The following is a 17,274-nucleotide window of genomic DNA, read 5'->3' on the forward strand; positions in this document are numbered from 1 at the left end:
AAGTCATACTAGGAACCCCGAATGGTCGACACGATCACTCTTTCGTTGCCCGCGCTGGACGTGTTGGGCGAGCATCTGCGGCTCGATGTGCGGCGCTATCCGTTCGAGATTCCCGACGTCGCCGATTCACCGGCGGAACGGGAGGACGTGGTCCGGCGGGTCTGGAGTGAACTGGAGACCGCGGGGCTGGCCGTGAACGGTAGGCCCGAGCCGGAAGTGGCCGACGCCCTCTACCTGATGTCCAGTTCCGAGTGTTCGATCGCGGCCGCCGGGTTGCTCGACGTCCGAAACGGGCAACGGATGGCGGCGCGGGCCGTGGCCACCGGAGAGGTGGGGGTAGCGGGCGTGATCACCGGGCGCGGGCTCCAACTCGACTTCATGGCGCCGGAAACGCTGCCCGAGGTCTGCGCGCGGCTGCTTCCGCCCGCCCCTCCCGGGCCGGGCCGGGAAACCAGCGTGTCGCTGGGGCTGCTCCGCGACTCCGAGCACCGTTCCGCCGGAGGCGCCTCCTCGGGTGGTGCGGACTCGTCCTCCGAGGTGGAGGAGATCACGAGACTGCGCAAGTACCGTCTCGGCCACTTCGTGGTGGCGGGCACCGGCGGGGACGGCAGTCGGTTCCGCATGCCCACGTTGACGTGGTTCGACACCGACCGAGGTCGCTACACCATGTGCTACGGGCGTTCGGCGGAAGGCGAGACACTCGTCTGCGCACCCGCCGACCAGCGGGGAATCGCCGCACGGCTCGGGGAGCAACTGCGTTCGGTCCGGAAGGACTGAAATGTCGAGCACGGGTGTAAGGCACCACACGTCGATCGATGTGTGCGTGCGGCGGCGTGGGTAAGGCAGGCTTAAGTCGTGGACAGCGACAGTACCGGGCACGGCACGGAGGCGAGCGAGACCGAGCGGGACTCGTTGCTGCGCCTGCTGGGAGGTCGGGCCAGCGCACTCGACGCGAGCCTGCCGCCGGTGGCCTTCGGGCTGGTGTGGGTGCTCAGCGGTGAGTCCATCGCCGCCGCCGGGATCTCCGCCGTCGCGGTGGGAGTCGTGATCGGTGTCTGGCGCCTGCTGCGCGGTGCGCGTCCGTTGGCCGTGCTGTTCAGCCTGCTCGCCGTGTTGGTGGGGTCGATCATCGCGCTGCGTACCGGCCAAGCGGTCGATTTCTACCTCGTTCGGTTGGCTTCCAACGCGGCCAGCGGACTGGCCTGGATGATCAGTATCGCGGTGCGTTGGCCACTGCTCGGGCTGGTGGTGGGCACGTTGCTCGGGCAGCGCACGCGGTGGCGGCGCGATCCCGATCTGTTGCGCGCCTACAGCAGGGCCAGCTGGGTCTGGGTCGGCCAGTACGTCACGCGGCTTGTGGTGTTCATTCCGCTCTGGATGCTCAACGCCGTGGTGCCGTTGAGCATCGCCCAGGTTGTACTGACCTGGCCGTTGGTGGTGCTCTGCGTCATGGTCAGCTGGTGGGTGCTGCGGCGTACGCTCCCGGCGGACCATCCCGGTATCCGGCACGCCCGCCGCCCGGAGGACGTGGTGCGCCGGAACTCCGGTGGCTAGTGGGACTTCGTTGTCCCGGTCCGCGGGTGGTGTCGTGGCGGAACCTCTCGCGGGATCTCACCGCCGTGTCCCTCCACGAGCAGCGACCCACGCCTCGCCTGCTGCCGTCGAAACCGGGGGCGCTCGCCACCCCGGCCGGGTAACCGCCGGTCAGCCGGCCTCCGGCCCCAGCAGCCTGCCGTGCAGCCACCGCGCGTGCTCCTCGTCGAGCAGCGGTTCGGCCGCCAACCACGCCGCTCCGGCGGCGCCGGAGCCCGCATTGGCCAGCGGCGCGGCGCTTCGGGCGCGCAGCTCCCGGCGCACGGCCTCGTCGAACATTCCCTCACCGGAGAGCAGGCTGCCCGCCAACACGATCGGTGACTCCTCGGGCTCCTCGCGCACCGACAGCGCGTCGGCGGCCAGCATCCGCGCCCCCTTCGCCAGGATCTCCGTCGCCTTGCTGCCGCCCTCCGCTGCCGCCGCGGTGACCAGCGGCGCCAGTTCGGCGAACCGTGTCGGCGGACCGTTGCCGAGCAGTGCGATGATCCTGCGCACCAGGAACGGCTCGGGGTCGGCCGCCGTAGCCGAGGCCGGAAGCAGCTCGCCGAGCACCGAGGTCACCAGCGGGTCGTGCTTCGCCTCGCCCTGATCGAGTGCGCGCAGTGTCGTGCTCACGGCCTCCCGGCCGAGCCAGAACGCCGAGCCCTCGTCGCCGAGCAGCCAGCCGTAACCGCCCAGCGTGCGTTCCAGGCGGTGCCGTTCGATCCGGGCCGTGATCGAACCCGTGCCAGCGATCAGCACGGTGCCGTCGGGCTCCGCGGTACCGGCTGCGAACGCGACCTCGCTGTCGCTGACGGTCCGCATCGCGCAGCTCAGCCCCAGCATCCGCCAAGCCTGCTCGAATACCCCGGAGACGACCGGGTCGGCGAGTTTGCTGATCCCGGCCATCCCCAGCACCGCCGCGCTCACGCGTTCCGGGCCCGTGTCCGACATCGCCGTGCGAACGGCGCGCGCGACCTGTTCGACGGCCCGCTCCGGGGGGTGGGTGTTGGGGTTGCCGCCGCCCGCGTGCCCCGTCCCGAGCGTCCGTCCGTTCGCGTCGGTGAGCAGGGCACGGCTGGAAGTGCCACCCACGTCCAGTCCGAGCAGCAGCGGACCGGCTGTGTCGTCGATATCGGTCAATTCTGTCCCCCTCCGAACCCGGTGATCCCCGCGCTGCGCCGATCGGAGTAGCCTGGCGGTGCCCGTCTCACCCCCGCCCCCTCGGTGAGGCGGGCTTTCCCCGGCGAAGTGGGCTTTTCGGTGTTCCGTGCGGAACCCCGTGGGGTGATCGGCCCCGGTGCGGTTACGCGAGGTCGTGTTGTGCGGCCACGGATCCGTGACGTCGTGATCCTCGCTCGGCACGACGAGTTTCGCCACGTGGTGTTCCGGCGTGTCACCGGGTGCGGGTGACCTTGTGCAGCCCGCGTGGGCTGTCCGGGTCGGCTCCCCGCTCCAGTGCCAGCGTCAGGGCCAGCCGTTGCACCGGCAACACCTCCAGCAGCGGTGCCAGTTCCTCGGGGCTTTCCGGTAGGCCGATGCTGTGCGCGCAGGGCATGCTCGCCGCTGCCGAACCGATCGCGCAGATGTCGGCTCCCCGCTCGTGCACCGTGCTCAGCACCTCGTTCATGGCCGCCCCGCCCTTTCCGGCGCTGCACAGCGCCAGCACGGCGGTTTCGGAGTCCACGGCCGCGACCGGTCCGTGCAGCAGGTCCGCGCCGCTGTAGGCCCGTGCCGAGAGGTAGCTGGTCTCGGCGAGCTTGAGCGCCGCCTCGGCCGCGGTCGCCGAGGAGTAGCCACGTCCGGTGGTCAGCATCCGGTCGGCGAAGCGGTAGCGCCGCACCGCCTCGTCCAGCTCGTCCGAGGGCTCCAGGGCACGCCGGGCCAGTTCGGGCAGCTCGGTGGCTCGCTCCGCCTTTCCGCCGCGTATCGCGTCGATCAGCAGGTACAGCGTGAGCAGTGTCGCGCTGTAGGTCTTCGTGGCGGCCACGGCCCGCTCGGTGCCCGCGCGGATGTCGGCCGAGAGCTCGGCGGCGTGGTTCAGGGCCGAGTCCGGGTTGTTGGTCACCGCCACCGTGGTGGCGCCGTTGCGGCGCGCGGCCTGGGTGACTTCCAGCATGTCCGGGGAGCCACCGCTCTGGCTGACCGAGATCAGCAGTACTTCGCTCAGATCGGGCCGGGCGTCGTAGAGCGTGGTGGTCGACGGGGAGACCAGCCCCGCGGGCAGCTGCAGCAGCACCTCGACCAGGTACTTGGCGTACAGCGCCGCGTGGTCGCTGGAGCCGCGTGCGGCCAGCAGCGCGAAGCGGGGTTTGCGTTCCGCGATGTGCCGGGCGACCTCGGCCAGCTCGGGGTGGTTGCCGAGCAGGCCGTCGAACACCGCGGGCTGTTCGGCGATCTCGGCACTCATGTGCCTGCCGGGATGCTGAGCCTGCTCGTCGGCCCCGGCTCCGGGGTCCTCGCTCATGTCGTGGTCCGTTCGTGGTCGTGCGAGAATTTCGGTCTAGACCAATGCTACCGATAGCTCCGGCGGGCCGACAGCCCTGCTCGTCCATCGGAATCGCGGGGCCACACGACGGGCTGTGACCCCGTACATATCGACAAGGGGGCAGCGGAATGCGATTCCTACTGTGCCGTGAAACTCCGGCATGCTGGAATCGGTAGTGCTGATCGCCCCGTTCGCAGGCGCGACGGTAGGAGGAAACATGCTCGAAGCGTCGGTGCCCGGCGGGGCCGACATACCGACCAAGAACCAACGCGAGCCCAAGTACTGGGGGTTGAAGCAGCACCTGCTGGACATGCTTCGCTCCATGCCCGCTGGGTCCTCGATACCCACCGAGCGGGCGCTGGCCGCCGAGTTCGACGTCTCCCGCACCACGGTCCGGCAGGCGCTGGCCGAACTGACGGTGGAGGGCAGGCTGCTGCGCGTCCAGGGCAAGGGCACGTTCGCCGCGCAACCCAAGGTGGCCCAGCGGTTGCAGCTGAGCAGCTACACCGAGGACATGCGTGCCCAGGGCAGGCAACCGGACTCCAGGCTGTTGGAGATGAACGAGGAGCCCGCCGAGCGCGAACTGGCCCACCTGCTCGGCATCGGTTCCGGCAGCCCGGTGCTGCGGATGCGCAGGCTGCGGCTGGCCGACGACGAAGCGATGGCCATCGAGACCACCCATCTGCCGCTGAGCCGGTTCAAGGGGCTGACCCAGCTGGTGGAGGCGGGGGCCTCGCTGTACCAGGTGCTGCGTGAGCAGTACGGTATCTCCTTCGCCAGCGCCGAGGAGACCATCGAGACCGCGCTGGCCAGCCCGGAAGAGGCGGAACTGCTCGGCGCCGACGTGGGACTGCCGATGCTGCTGCTGTCCCGGCACTCCTTCCACCAGGACGGCACCCCGGTGGAGTGGGTGCGTTCGATCTACCGGGGAGACCGCTACAAGTTCGTCGCCAGCCTCAATCCGCCAATGAACTGAGCAGCGCCGCACGGTCGATGTTTCCGCCACTGACCACCGCCACCGTCGGGGTCGTCACCGACTCCCGCGCGCGGTGGCGGTGCGCGGCCGTGGTCACCGCCCCGCTGGGCTCCGCCACCAGTCGAGAGCTCTCGGCGAGGAAACCCACCGCTTCGCCGATCTCGGCCTCGGAGACCGTGACGATGTCGTCGACCAGCTCGCGGATGTGGGCGAAGGTGAACTCGGAGGGCTGCGCGGTCAGCCCGTCGGCCCGGGTGCTGGTGCGCGCCGCCACCGACCAGTGACAGCGCTCGCCCGCGTGGAAGCTCTCCCGGGTGTCCGCGGCCAGCTCCGGTTCCACCCCCACCAGCCGCACGCGGGCACGACACCCCGCCAGACCGGCGGCGACCCCCGAGATCAACCCGCCGCCGCTGACCGGTACCAGCACCGTCACCTCGGACAGCCCCAGCGCGTCGACGTCCTCGGCGATCTCCAGTCCCACCGTGGCCTGACCCGCGACCACGGCCGCATCGTCGAACGGCGGGATCAGCCGGGCGCCGCGCAGCTCGGCGATCTCCTCGGCACGCGACTCCCGCTCCGAGACCTCCACCGGCACGATCTCGGCCCCCAGCGCACGCGCCGCCGCTACTTTCGCCGTCGGGGCCGTGTGCGGGACCACCACGGTCGCCGGTATGCCGAACACCTTCCCGGCGTGGGCCACGGCACGCGCGTGGTTCCCGCTGGAGTAGGCGACTACTCCCCTGGCGCGGGTCCGCTCGTCCAGCACGGCTGTGGCGTGCAGCGCGCCCCTGATCTTGAAGGCGCCGGTCGGTTGCAGACTCTCCGGTTTGAGCAGCAGCGAGCCGTTCCGGTCGGCCTCGGGTACCGGCAGCAGCGGGGTGCGCACCGGACCATCGGGGCCCAGCCCAGCCAGGATCTCTCGCGCCGCACGCGCGTCCTCGTTCGTGACCAACGCCATGCGGGAATCCTCACCGATGGCGCGAACACGAGACGAGCCGGGTCTCCGGACCCGGTCGCGATGGGGCGTCGCGGCGCTCACTCGCCTTCGGCGCGCGCTGGTCGCTCGTCCGAAAGATGTTTTCCCAGTGCGTTACACCGAGTGGGAGTACTCACTAGCGGGGCTCTCCCGGGAGCAGCACGCCGAGATCGTCCGTTGGCCGTACGAGGTGACGACCGCGTGGGAGAGCGATGAACCAGCAGCAGGATCCGGATCTCCAGGGGGAGGAGGATTCCGACAAGGCCGAGCCCAAGCGCTCGACGAAGCCGTTCGACAAACTCGGTGTTTCGCCCGCCCAGGTGACCGGCACCGGACTGGCCGCCGCCACGGCGGCGGTGCTCGGTGGCCAACTCGGGATAGCCGGGACGGTTTCCGGGGCGGCACTGACCAGTGTGGTGATCACGCTCGGCGGGGCGGTTTACCAGCGCTCGTTGGAATCGACCAGGGAGAAGGCGGCCAACGCGGCGCTGAAGCGGGCGGCCAGGCGCAGGGCGACGCAGGCCACGAGCGTGTCCGGATGGGTGGATCCGCACGCGCCCACCAAACCGATCGGGCAACGACCGAACGCGGGCACGGGCAGCACGGGGACGGGTAGGGCCGGGAACGGCGCCGCCGGTGGTTCCCCGACGGGCGAGCGGCCCGACGCGGAGGCCACCAGACGACTCGTGGTGCCGGAAGCCACCAGGCGGATACGTCCCGTGGGGGACGGCGGCTCGCCGCCGGAACCGACGATCGTCACCGGCGATACAGCGAGCGGCGGGACCGCCGTGAGCGGGAACACGGTCGCGAACCGCGCGGGCGCGGCGGACGAGGAGGAATCCGCCGGTGGCAGGCGACGCGGCTTCAACTGGCGCGTGGTCGCACTCACCAGCGGGCTGGCGTTCGTGCTGTGCATGGTGCTGATCACCGGTTACGAGAGCATCACCGGGGACTCGGTCTCCGGCGATTCCGGCGGGACCACCGTGGGAAGCATGTTCCGCCAGGGCGATGCCGGGGCGCGGACCGATCCCTCGGAAGAGGGGAAGCCGGTGCCCGCCTCCGAGTCGAGTTCGCCCCCCGAGCCCTCCGAATCCGCCGACCGCTCCGAACCCTCCGAAACGAGCACCGCGCCGAGCGAGACCTCGACGCCCGAGGAGTCCGCTGAGCGGCAGCCGAGCGGCACCACGGATTCGACGACCACCACCGAGTCCGAAACCACCGAGACATCGGAGACCGGCTCGGACGAGTCCACACCGGACGCGCGCCTCCGGCAGACTGCTCGGCCCTCGGCACCCGGCGAGTGACTGATCCGGTTCGTTCGTTTCATCCGTTATTTCGATCACGCGAAGTGGCGGTGAAAACACAACACGAGTTATTCCGTCGATACCTCTCCGATATAGCGGGGAGATCTGCTAGGTTGCGCATCAATGTTGGCGCGGTGATCGCCCAACGTCGCTCACGCGACCGTGGAAATTTTCCCGCTTTCGAGGGAGGCCGTCAGTGAAGTTAGGGATCGCCTGCCGTCTCGTGGGGACCCTGTTGTTGGCGACGGCCACCGTCGCGACCGCGGCACCGGCCGCCTCGGCAGCCGAGAGTACGAACACCGCTGAACCGGACGGGGCCGCTTCGCTGCTCAAGGCGATGCAGCGCGACCTCGGGCTCAGCGCACGCGAATCCCGGCTGCGGCTGTACCAGGAGACCATAGCCGAGCAGGTCCGCCACACGCTGCGGCGCACACTGGGGGACTCCTACGGCGGTGCGCACTACGACGCCGCCAGCGGAAAGCTGGTGGTCGGCGTGACCGAGCGTTCCCGGCTGGCCGACGCTCGTGCCGCCGGTGCACGGGCCGAACTGGTCGAGTACAGCTCCCAGTACCTCGAAGGTATCGCCGAGCGGCTCGACGAATCGTTGCGCGGCGCCCCGGCCGGAGTGACCGGGCACTACGTGGACACCACGGACAACTCGGTGGTAGTCACCGCCGAAAAGGGCAGCGTGCCGCGGGTGCGGGAGTTCCTCCGCTCCACCGGAGTGCCCACCGAGGCGGTACGAATCACCGAGACCCCGGGCGAGCCGCGACTCTACGCCGACGTCGTCGGCGGCAACCCGTACTACATCGGCGGCGACACCCGCTGCTCGATCGGATTCGCCGTCCAGGGCGGATTCCTCAGCGCGGGGCACTGCGCCGCCACCGGTGACAGCACCAGCAACCCGGCCGGTTGGGCGGAGGGCTCCTCCTTCCCCAGTGACGACTTCTCCTACATCCGCACCTCGGCTGAGGGCAGGCCACTGGTCAACGACTACGGCGGTGGCACCGTCAACATCGCGGGCTCCACCGAGGCGCCGGTGGGCTCCTCGGTGTGCCGCTCCGGCTCCACCACCGGCTGGCACTGCGGCACGATCGTCGGCAAACACCAGAGCGTCCGCTACCCCCAGGGCATCGTCGAAGGGCTCACCCGTACCGACGTCTGCGCCGAACCCGGCGACTCCGGCGGATCGTTCGTCTCCGGGCAGCAGGCGCAGGGGATCACCTCCGGAGGGTGGGGCAACTGCACCTCCGGCGGGACCACCTTCTTCCAGCCGGTCAACGAGGCCCTGCAACGCTACGACGTCTCCCTCCTGACCGGCTGATTCCCGGGTGGCCGTTCGGCTTGCTCGGCGGAACCTCTGGCACGGCTCTCACTGCGGGGGCCCGACACCGGGTAGCGAGCTACCCAACCTCGGGCCTTCCTCGCGAGAGCCGCACCCGAGAACCCGCGGCGGTGCCGACCACGAGGGTGCTCGGGGTGCGGCCCGCGGGAGTGGTGGGAGCTCGGCCCTGCGTCGAGGGCGCGGCGATTTCGCGAGAAATTGACGGCCACGGGGCCACCTCGCCCCAACGGCGCGGCGATTTCGCGGGAAATTGACGCTGTTCGAGCCGCGTGGTGATCGACCGCGATTCGGCATCAGGAGTGCTGGAAGCGGACAACGGCACAGCCGGTGCGGCAGGACGCAGTGGAGTTCCGGCGGGGCAGCAGCGGCGGCGCCCCGTCCCGAGGACGGTGTTCGGTCCCGTCGACGTGCGAACGACGGGAACGACTCCGGGCGGCGGCCCCCGGCCCCCTCCCAGCGGGGGTCGCCGTCACCAGAGCGCGCTCCGTCAATTTCTCGCGAAATCGCCGCGCCACCGTTCCGAGAATGCGATGGTACGCAGGGGGCGTCAATTTCTCGCGAAATCGCCGGGCGGGCCGCCGATCGTCGGGACGTACGGCCGGGCGAGGAGTGGTCTCGTTCCGATTCGGCTCGCAGTCGAGCCGCTCCGCTTGTCCGCCGTGCCTCGTGATCGGGGTCAGCCCGCCAGGCGTGAGCGGAGCCGTGCGGCGGCTTCTCGGGGGTTCTCCGCCTCGGTGATCGCGCGGACCACCACCACGCGTTCGGCGCCCGCTGCCATGACCTCGTCCAGATTTTCCGGGCCGATACCGCCGATCGCGAACCATGGCCTGCCGTGGCCGTGGTGCTCGGCGGCGTGGCTCACCAGCTCGATGCCCGCCGCTTCGCGGCCGGGTTTCGTGGGGGTGGTCCACACCGGGTTGGTGCAGAAGTAGTCCACCCCGCGCTCGGTGGCCGCCGACTCCGCCTGCACCACGTCGTGCGTGCTCGATGGGGAAACTCCGGACCACCCCCCGTCGGCGTTCGAACCCCATGAGTTGGAAAGACGATGGCTACTCGGCAGGAATACGTCCGGAAGGAGCATCTGCTCTTCGCTCATTTTCGTGGATTCAGACTTTCCGTGCCGTTACGAGCGATAGCATAGGGGCTGTCAAACCAATCGAAGGGCAGATACATGGCACACACGGGCAAGGAGTTCGGTACCGACCTGTACGAGCTGAAACAGGTCGCCAATTCCGACCTCCCGATGGTGTCCGGTGCGTACGATAGCGCGATCGACAAGTGCGCAAGCGCGCTGGAGGGGATAAATGGGATCTCAAGCGTGCCTGAACAGTTCGTCTCCGAGCAGGGCGCGGTATCGGATAAGTACCAGCAGGCGCACCACCCCGTCATCGATCTGTTGCGCACAACCCGAAGAAATCTGGACGAGACCGCCGATGCGTTGAATCAGGCGGCCCAGCAGTACGCGGAAGACGACCGGGCCGCAGCGGCGCGACTACAGCAGCTGATTGACGAGCGTGGTCAGCCGGAACCGGAGTGAGCACATGAGCTTTGACGTTTTGATGCAGCGAGCGAAAGAGATAGAGCAGCGCGCTGCTGAGGTCGAATATGACCACAAGGTGAACACGGCTGATCAGGGTGGCCCCAGTGGTTCCAAAGGGGTCAACTACCAGGAGATCCAGCGGAAATACGAGGGAGTGGCCGTACCACACTTCGAACCCTTCTTCGATATCCCCGACCCCGGCTCCTACGATGCACCAATCACGGCGCTGGGAAGAGCGATGGAGCAGCTGTCCTCCGGAGAGATGAAGGACCCGATCAACGGTGGGAACATCAAGGCGAATCCAGACCTCACACGGATTGGTTCAGCCGGGGACACGTTGGATAGTTGGACAGGTGAGGCCGCGGACAACTTCAAACGGAACTTCCTCGATCCGTTACCTGCTGTGACCAAGAACCAGTTCCTGCTGCTCGGCGTGCTGCGGGGCGCGCTGGAAGCGGAGCAGGAACGGTGGCGCCCGAGCACGTGATGACATCGAATCGATCGCGAGGGAGACGCTCAATGGCTTGGACAACGTCCAGAGCTGTGGGAAGAACGAGCTGAAATTCACTTTCTCGGTTGCTGCGGCGGTGGCTGCGGTCGGATCGATTCCCTTCACCGGGGGAGCCTCGGCTGCTGTGATACCGGCCGTGGGGGCTGTCGGCGCGGTAGGCACCGCTGGAATGGACGCGGCGAAAATGGCCAGAGAAGCCGGATCGGTGGAACAGGTCATACAGTCGATGAAGGATTCGATCGCCGAGCTCACGAAGGAGACCCGCGAATCCGGAAAAAAGATATCCAAGGCGCTGAACGAGGTTCCGGGTGGGGTGGAATCTGATCGCGCCGTGTTGGTTTCGGCGCGCCCCGCGCTGGCAGGAATGGGTGGCGACGAAATGACCAGCGATGAAGGGCTCGGTCGGGCGACCTAGGAGGGAATGGCGCAGTGGGCGAATTGGCGGAACGATTGGATCAAATTCGGGTTCGGGCGAAAGCTCCCGGAATGGAACTCGAAGCCGAGCTGCGTGATCGTAGCCAGGTGACGCTTGAGTTCGGAGAGAGTGTGTACGAGTTCATCGACGAGCGCTTCCTGGAACGCGCTTTGACGGGTTTGGCCCGACGGTTGTACACAGGGTGGGTAAAGCAGTATCGCGAGGCGATCAGCACCACGAATCTGAACATCGAACCGAATGACCAGCACGATTCCGAGTTCGAGGAGGAGATGCGGGTGGTCGAGGCGAGCGTCGAGTCAGGCGACGGGCGCATCGCCGTATCCACGGTCGGGATGCAGGACTTCAGCGCGACTATCCATCCCGGTACGGTGCGCGAGCTGAGCGAACGCGAGTTCGTGGCACGGGTCGCCGAGGTAACTCCGGCTCTGATCCAGCGTTTCCAGGCGAAAGTAGCCGAGCTGAAGGTGCGGTACTACGGATGAGCGCTCGTTTGGTGCGGTTCATAACCGCGATTTTGGTGCTGTTCGCCCTGGCGACGGCGTGTGGCTCTTCGGATAGACCGCGCGAGTTGTCGTTGGACGATGTGCGACCGTGTGATCTGATTCCGCGGACAAAACTACGTGATCTTCAAGTGAAGGCGCCGCCGCAACCGGTTTCGGTCGTGGAAGGTTCGGACGAGGAAGGTACGAGTTGTCAGTACTCGCCCAAGTACGGGGGGACCGTGACCGTCGCCGTCGTAACGAATCACGGAATAGACCGGTGGACCAACGGGTCCATGGCGTCGTCCAGGGCGGTCGATCTGCCTCGGGTGCGGGGCTATCGTGTGATCAGACTCGAGTACGGCGAATCCGCGAGCGGGCCGCACGAGAGCTGCACAACGTACGTCGACGTGGCGAGTGGCCAGTCACTGAAAGTACACGTGAGTGAGAACTCGACGGATGACCCACCCACGTGTGAGACGGCACGTCGATTCACGAGGTCTGCGATTCGGTCACTCGCCGGTTGACGTGGCAGCCTTGGCGCCCGCTGATAGCTAGCTCACCAGGCGTGAGCGGAGCCGTGCGGCGGCTTCTCGGGGGTTCTCCGCCTCGGTGATCGCGCGGACCACCACCACGCGTTCGGCGCCCGCTGCCATGACCTCGTCCAGATTTTCCGGGCCGATACCGCCGATAGCGAACCATGGCCTGCCGTGGCCGTGGTGCTCGGCGGCGTGGCTCACCAGCTCGATGCCCGCCGCTTCGCGGCCGGGTTTCGTGGGGGTGGTCCACACCGGGCCGGTGCAGAAGTAGTCCACCCCGCGCTCGGTGGCCGCCGAGTCCGCCTGCACCACGTCGTGCGTGGAGCGGCCGATGATCATCTGATCGCCGACGATGCCGCGAGCGGTCTCCACCGGTAGGTCGTCCTGCCCCAGATGCAGCACGTCCGCGTCGACGGCCAGCGCGATGTCCGCGCGGTCGTTGACCGCCAGCAAAGCGTCGTGCCGGACGCAGGAATCGGCCAGCACCCGCAACGCCTCGAGCTCCTCGCGGGCCTCCAGCGGAGCGCCGGACTCGTCCTTGTCCCGCAGCTGGATGATGTCCACACCGCCCGCCAGTGCCTCGTCCACGAACTCGGCGAGATCACCGCGTTCCCGGCGCGCGTCGGTGCACAAGTACAGCCGCGACTGATCCAGCCGGGCGCGCATTCCGTAGCCGTCCATTCCGGGCATGCGTCCAGGGTAGGTCACGCGGTGGGCGGTGGCGCCAGTCACATTCCCCAGCGGGTCGCGTGGTGGTTCTCCCGAGGGTGACCGGTGGCTCCTCGGGTGCTACCTGACGCGGACGGAGTTCATCACCTAAGCTGTGCGATGGGTACCCGCGGGAGTCCGGCCGAACGGACTGAGAGGGGGCTGAAGCCCCGACCGCCGAACCTGATCCGGATCATGCCGGCGCAGGGAGCGAGCATTGACCGACGAACGACATCACGACATCGCCCTGGTGGGCGGCGGTGTGATCGGGCTGTCCTGTGCGTGGCGGCTGGCCACGCTGGGCTGCCGGGTACGACTGGTCGACCCGGAACCGGCGAGCGGCGCTTCGCACGTCGCCGGCGGGATGCTGGCGCCGCTGGCCGAGACCTGGTTCGGTGAGGAGGAGCTGCTCGAACTGGGAGCGGCCTCATTGCGCCGCTGGCCGGACTTCGCCGCCGAACTTTCCCGCGCCGCCGACGCGCCCTCCGGGCTCGGCGAGCGGGGCACGCTCGTCGTCGGGGCCGACAGCGCCGACCGCGAGCAGCTGCACGAGGTCGCCGAGCACCTGGCCAAGCTGGGCCGGACGGTGACCAGGCACTCCGGCAGGGCGTTGCGCAGGTTGGAACCCTCGCTGGCTCCCGCCGTGCAAGGCGGGCTGGAAGTGCCGGGCGATCTCTCGGTCGACAACCGCACCACGCTCGACGCACTGCGCGAGGCCGCGCGGCGGGCCGGGGTCGAGTTCCACACCGAAACGGCGCACCGCGTCCGTCCCGGTGTGGTGGAGCTGCCCGATTCCGAGTTGCGCTGCGACGTGGTGGTGATCGCGGCGGGCAGCAACTCCGGGCAACTGCACGAGGACCTGGCCGAGCTGGTCCGCCCCGTCAAGGGCGAGATCCTGCGGTTGCGGCGCAGGAGCACCGCGCTGCCACCACCCGAGCACACCATTAGGGGACCGGTGCACGGCAGGCCGGTCTACCTGGTGCCGCGCCCGGACGGCCTGGTCGTGGGGGCCACGCAGTACGAGAACGGATTCGACACGCGGGTAACCGTGGGCGGGGTGCGCGACCTGATCGGCGACGCCGAGCGAGTGGTGGCCGGACTCGGGGAGTACGAACTGGCCGAGGCCACGGCGGGGTTGCGTCCCGGCACGCCGGACAACCTGCCGCTGATCGGCTGGCTGGAACCCGGGGTGTTCGTCGCCACCGGGCACCACCGCAACGGATTCCTGCACGCACCGATCACAGCCGACGCGGTCACCGCGCTGCTGCGGGGCGGCCACGTGCCCACTGAGACCGAACCCGCCGACCCGAAGCGAAGTGGAGTTCGACGATGAACGTCACGATCAACGGAGAGCGCTACGAGTTCGAGCAGGGCGCGACCCTCGCCGACGCGTTGGAACGTTTCCGGAGCCCGGCCCGCGGGGTGGCCGTGGCGCTGGACGGCGCCGTGGTTCCCCGCGACCGCTGGCAGGAGACCGAACTCGGCACGGCCGCGACGGTGGAGATCGTCACCGCCGTGCAAGGAGGATGAGCATGGACGATCCGCTGGTCATAGCCGGACACGAATTCGGTTCGCGATTGATCACCGGTACAGGGGGCGCGGCCAGCCTGACCGCGCTGGAGCAGGCGCTGATCGCCTCCGGTACGGAGCTGACCACCGTGGCGATGCGCCGCGCCGACGCCGGTGGGACCACCGGGGTGTTCGATCTGCTGCATCGGCTCGGTATCGCTCCGTTGCCCAACACCGCCGGGTGTCGCAGCGCGGCCGAGGCGGTGCTCACCGCGCAGCTGGCACGCGAGGCCCTGGGCACGAACTGGATCAAGCTGGAAGTAGTGATCGACGAGGACACGCTGCTGCCCGATCCGGTGGAACTGACCGACGCCGCCGAGCAGCTGATCGAGCAGGGCTTCGTGGTGCTCGCCTACACCAACGACGATCCCGCGCTCGCCACCCGGCTGGAACAGCTCGGCTGCGCGGCGGTGATGCCGCTGGGCTCGCCGATCGGTACGGGGCTGGGCATCCGCAACCCGCACAACATCGAGATGATCTGCTCCCGCGCTTCGGTGCCGATCGTGCTCGACGCGGGGATCGGCACCGCCTCGGACGCGGCGCTCGCCATGGAGCTGGGCTGCGACGCGGTGCTGCTGGCCTCGGCCGTCACCCGTGCGCACGATCCGGAGCGGATGGCCGCCGCGATGCGCTCCGGGGTGGAGGCGGGGCGGCTGGCCGCCCAGGCGGGTCGGATTCCGCGTCGCTACTGGGCCGAGGCATCCAGCCCCGGCAGGCCGATGGGGTGACGGTGGAGGCCGGACATCCGGGTGATCGACTCGCTCGAGTCGCGCACCAGGCCGTCCGGCCGATGCGGATCGTAGAAGTGTCCGTCCCCGGCGACCTCCGGGACGGCTGGAGTCAGCCGTTCACCGGATCCGCAACCGCTCCGGGCGCACGAACGAGATGGTGTAGCTCTTCCACGGATCGTTGTAGCCGAACGTCTCGTCGATCGCGGCCCTGGCGTGCAGCGCGTTCTCCAGCAGGGAACTCGCCAGCAGCTCGGTCGCGGGTGCCTGCCCCGACGGGATGTCGGGTATCCGCGCCGTGGTGTTGCCGCCGAGCAGATCGTCGACCGCGCTCAGCGCCGGCACCGCCAGCGCCCGCTCGGAGTCGGGCCGGAAAGCCAGCGTAGCCAGGTCCTGCCGCAGCGCGTCCAGCGCCACCGCCGCCTCCCTGCTGCTGCGCTCGGCTTCCTCCTCCACCGTGTCGGAACCGTCCAGTTTGGCCGGTAGGCCGAGCAGGTCCTGGGTGCGCCGCAGCGCGAGCACGTGCGCCGCTCGCAACGGTTCCCGCAGATCGGCACCGCGACCGGCCGCGCGGACACTACGCAGCAGTTCCGAGACCGACCACACTGTGGCGCGCACCGTCCCCCGCACGTCCGGCACCAGGCTGCCGGGCAGCACCAGGTAGCTCACGAATCCCACGCTGAGCGCGATCGCGGCACCGATCGCCGTGTTGGCCGCGAAGCTGATCGTCGCGTTGACCAGCGAACGCTCGTCCAACTCCACGATCCGGGCGAGCACGGTGATGGCGATCAGCGCCCCCAACAGCACGCGGTAGTCGTTGCGCAGCCGCTCCACCCGCAGCAGCATCGCCGCTGTGAACACCGGTATCAGCAGCGTGGCGTAGGGCAGCAGCACGATCACCACGGCCAGCACTATCACCCCCAGCACCGCGCCTCCGGTGCGTTCCAGCGCCCCGTTCATGCTGTCCCGCGCCGCCGGCTGCAGCACCACGTACAGGCTCAGCAGCAGGGTGGAGGCGGAAGGGTCCCGCAGCAGCAGCACGATCACCATGCCCACCGCCACGGCCAGGGTGCAGCGCAGCGCGTGCCGGAACAGTGAGGACCGCAACGACAGATGCGCCCGCACCGCCCCCACGGCTTGCTGCCTGCGGCCACCACGCGCCGCCGGAGTGACCACCGTGTGGTCCCGCTGCAGCACCGCGCGGCGCACCCGGTCGAAACCCTCGTTGATGCCGCGCACCGCGTCCGGCACCTGCCGGTTCGCCGCCCCTTCCAGCACCTCTGGCCGTGTGCGGGCCAGCCCGTTCAGACCGGTGCAGACCCGCGAGCGGACCGCCACCGCCAGCTCGGCCGCGATCTCGTCGGCCCGCGCGGCGATGCGGTACAGCCATTCCCGCTGCTCGCCGTGCGATTGTTGGGCCTGCGCCAGCAGTACCTCGCGAGCTGCCCGGAACCGGGCGGCACCCGCCAGCACCTGTCCCAGCCAGCCGACCCTGCCGTCGGCGCGCCAGGCGTCGGCGGCGCTCTCGACCACGCCCGGCCCGGGGGTGGTCAACGTGCGCGCCACGGTGGCGCGGATGGTCCGGCTCGGATCGGTCAGCCCCACCAGCACCCGCAGCAGCAGCGCGAACAGCGCGCCGAGCACCGCGGCGGCGGCCAGCCTCCAGGCCGGTTCTCCCGCGCCGATCCCGGTGGTGGTGGAAAGCAGCGTCGCGGCGGCGAAGGTCTGCCCGAAGGTGCGGTAACGCTCTCCCAGCGCGGGCAGCATGCCCGAGCCGAACACCACGGCCGCCACCAGCGCCCCCGCGAACACCGGCTCGTTCGTCAGCAGCGGACCGATCGCCAGCACCGCCGTGATGGCGGGCGCGAATCTCGCGAACATCCGCAGGTCGGCGCGCAGTGAGTGCCCGCCGGAGGAGACCAGGGTCAGCACCGCCGTCATCCCCGCGATGATCAGCGGTTCTCCGACGTCGGACAGCCAACCGACGAGGCTCGCCACCACCACGGCCAGCAGCACTGCCGTGGTGTACTGCCGCTGTCGCGGGTCTGGTGCGCCCGCTTCGGTGGACAGCTCTGCCCGTAGTCGTTTCAGCACCGGATTCGC

The 17,274-nt window shown here is 69.2% G+C and carries 18 protein-coding genes, 1 pseudogene and 1 riboswitch; of the genes and pseudogenes, 13 read left to right on the top strand and 6 right to left on the bottom strand.

The features are described from left to right. Window positions 1-21 precede the first annotated feature (21 nt). Window positions 22-777 carry an ESX secretion-associated protein EspG gene (locus ACOQFL_RS17490; protein ID WP_435545256.1) on the top strand — a complete coding sequence of 252 codons (756 nt, stop codon included), beginning with the start codon at window positions 22-24 and terminating at the stop codon, window positions 775-777. 78 nt (window positions 778-855) lie between these two features. Next, window positions 856-1,554 (top strand): DUF3159 domain-containing protein, encoded by a 699-nt coding sequence (locus ACOQFL_RS17495; protein WP_435545257.1) that lies wholly within the window; start codon window positions 856-858, stop codon window positions 1,552-1,554. A gap of 150 nt (window positions 1,555-1,704) precedes the next feature. Here the strand turns inward: ACOQFL_RS17495 and ACOQFL_RS17500 are convergent, their stop codons facing one another. Beyond that, complete coding sequence (locus tag ACOQFL_RS17500; protein ID WP_435545258.1) at window positions 1,705-2,715, bottom strand: N-acetylglucosamine kinase; 1,011 nt, start codon at window positions 2,713-2,715, stop codon at window positions 1,705-1,707. Window positions 2,716-2,968: 253 nt separating this feature from the next. Then, window positions 2,969-4,039: an SIS domain-containing protein gene (locus ACOQFL_RS17505; protein ID WP_435545259.1), complete on the bottom strand. Its 1,071-nt coding sequence runs from the start codon at window positions 4,037-4,039 to the stop codon at window positions 2,969-2,971. Window positions 4,040-4,277: 238 nt separating this feature from the next. Here ACOQFL_RS17505 and ACOQFL_RS17510 point away from each other — a divergent pair, with 238 nt between their 5' ends. Beyond that, window positions 4,278-5,036, top strand: coding sequence for a GntR family transcriptional regulator (locus tag ACOQFL_RS17510; RefSeq protein ID WP_435545260.1), 759 nt, complete (start codon window positions 4,278-4,280; stop codon window positions 5,034-5,036). On the opposite strand, the gene ACOQFL_RS17515 is transcribed toward ACOQFL_RS17510, so the two are convergent. Continuing rightward, window positions 5,017-5,994 carry a threonine ammonia-lyase gene (locus ACOQFL_RS17515; protein WP_435545261.1) on the bottom strand — a complete coding sequence of 326 codons (978 nt, stop codon included), beginning with the start codon at window positions 5,992-5,994 and terminating at the stop codon, window positions 5,017-5,019. The genes ACOQFL_RS17510 and ACOQFL_RS17515 overlap by 20 nt on opposite strands. A 230-nt stretch (window positions 5,995-6,224) precedes the next feature. On the opposite strand from ACOQFL_RS17515, the gene ACOQFL_RS17520 reads away from it, so the two are divergent. Both ACOQFL_RS17520 and ACOQFL_RS17525 read left to right on the top strand, forming a co-directional pair. Beyond that, entirely contained in the window at window positions 6,225-7,316 is a 1,092-nt protein-coding gene (locus ACOQFL_RS17520) for a hypothetical protein (RefSeq protein ID WP_435545262.1), read from the top strand. Window positions 7,317-7,512: 196 nt separating this feature from the next. Beyond that, window positions 7,513-8,640 (top strand): S1 family peptidase, encoded by a 1,128-nt coding sequence (locus ACOQFL_RS17525; RefSeq protein ID WP_435545263.1) that lies wholly within the window; start codon window positions 7,513-7,515, stop codon window positions 8,638-8,640. A 697-nt stretch (window positions 8,641-9,337) separates the two neighbouring features. On the opposite strand, the pseudogene ACOQFL_RS17530 reads toward ACOQFL_RS17525, so the two are convergent. Then, a pseudogene (locus ACOQFL_RS17530) lies at window positions 9,338-9,646 on the bottom strand (thiamine phosphate synthase); the annotation flags it as partial. A 186-nt stretch (window positions 9,647-9,832) separates the two neighbouring features. On the opposite strand from ACOQFL_RS17530, the gene ACOQFL_RS17535 reads away from it, so the two are divergent. From ACOQFL_RS17535 to ACOQFL_RS17555, 5 genes are all read left to right on the top strand, one after another. Next, window positions 9,833-10,198: a hypothetical protein gene (locus ACOQFL_RS17535; protein WP_435545264.1), complete on the top strand. Its 366-nt coding sequence runs from the start codon at window positions 9,833-9,835 to the stop codon at window positions 10,196-10,198. A gap of 4 nt (window positions 10,199-10,202) precedes the next feature. Continuing rightward, window positions 10,203-10,688, top strand: coding sequence for a hypothetical protein (locus tag ACOQFL_RS17540; protein ID WP_435545265.1), 486 nt, complete (start codon window positions 10,203-10,205; stop codon window positions 10,686-10,688). A gap of 37 nt (window positions 10,689-10,725) precedes the next feature. Next, window positions 10,726-11,127 carry a hypothetical protein gene (locus tag ACOQFL_RS17545; RefSeq protein WP_435545266.1) on the top strand — a complete coding sequence of 134 codons (402 nt, stop codon included), beginning with the start codon at window positions 10,726-10,728 and terminating at the stop codon, window positions 11,125-11,127. Window positions 11,128-11,198: 71 nt separating this feature from the next. Next, window positions 11,199-11,630, top strand: coding sequence for a hypothetical protein (locus ACOQFL_RS17550; RefSeq protein WP_435545267.1), 432 nt, complete (start codon window positions 11,199-11,201; stop codon window positions 11,628-11,630). After that, the gene (locus tag ACOQFL_RS17555) at window positions 11,627-12,154 is read left to right on the top strand and encodes a DUF3558 family protein (protein ID WP_435545268.1); all 528 of its coding nucleotides are present in this window, start codon (window positions 11,627-11,629) and stop codon (window positions 12,152-12,154) included. The genes ACOQFL_RS17550 and ACOQFL_RS17555 overlap by 4 nt, the downstream gene beginning before the upstream one ends. Window positions 12,155-12,181: 27 nt before the next feature. On the opposite strand, the gene thiE is transcribed toward ACOQFL_RS17555, so the two are convergent. After that, the gene (gene thiE / locus ACOQFL_RS17560) at window positions 12,182-12,856 is read right to left on the bottom strand and encodes a thiamine phosphate synthase (protein WP_435545269.1); all 675 of its coding nucleotides are present in this window, start codon (window positions 12,854-12,856) and stop codon (window positions 12,182-12,184) included. A gap of 138 nt (window positions 12,857-12,994) precedes the next feature. Continuing rightward, a riboswitch (TPP riboswitch) is annotated at window positions 12,995-13,101 on the top strand. Between thiE and thiO the strand changes: the two genes are divergently transcribed. From thiO to ACOQFL_RS17575, 3 genes are all read left to right on the top strand, one after another. Beyond that, window positions 13,092-14,207 carry a glycine oxidase ThiO gene (thiO, locus tag ACOQFL_RS17565; RefSeq protein ID WP_435545270.1) on the top strand — a complete coding sequence of 372 codons (1,116 nt, stop codon included), beginning with the start codon at window positions 13,092-13,094 and terminating at the stop codon, window positions 14,205-14,207. (Overlaps the previous riboswitch by 10 nt.) Further along, on the top strand, window positions 14,204-14,404 hold the full coding sequence (gene thiS / locus ACOQFL_RS17570; RefSeq protein ID WP_435545271.1) for a sulfur carrier protein ThiS: 201 nt from the start codon (window positions 14,204-14,206) through the stop codon (window positions 14,402-14,404). Before thiO ends, thiS begins: the two co-directional genes overlap by 4 nt. A gap of 2 nt (window positions 14,405-14,406) precedes the next feature. Then, window positions 14,407-15,171 (top strand): thiazole synthase, encoded by a 765-nt coding sequence (locus tag ACOQFL_RS17575; protein ID WP_435545272.1) that lies wholly within the window; start codon window positions 14,407-14,409, stop codon window positions 15,169-15,171. Between the two features lie 120 nt (window positions 15,172-15,291). On the opposite strand, the gene ACOQFL_RS17580 is transcribed toward ACOQFL_RS17575, so the two are convergent. After that, a complete protein-coding gene (locus ACOQFL_RS17580; RefSeq protein ID WP_435545273.1) occupies window positions 15,292-17,265 on the bottom strand; it encodes an FUSC family protein in 1,974 nt (657 codons plus the stop codon). Window positions 17,266-17,274 lie beyond the last annotated feature (9 nt).

The sequence above is a fragment of the Actinopolyspora sabaoui genome (genome assembly GCF_051225635.1).
GTDB lineage: Bacteria > Actinomycetota > Actinomycetes > Mycobacteriales > Pseudonocardiaceae > Actinopolyspora.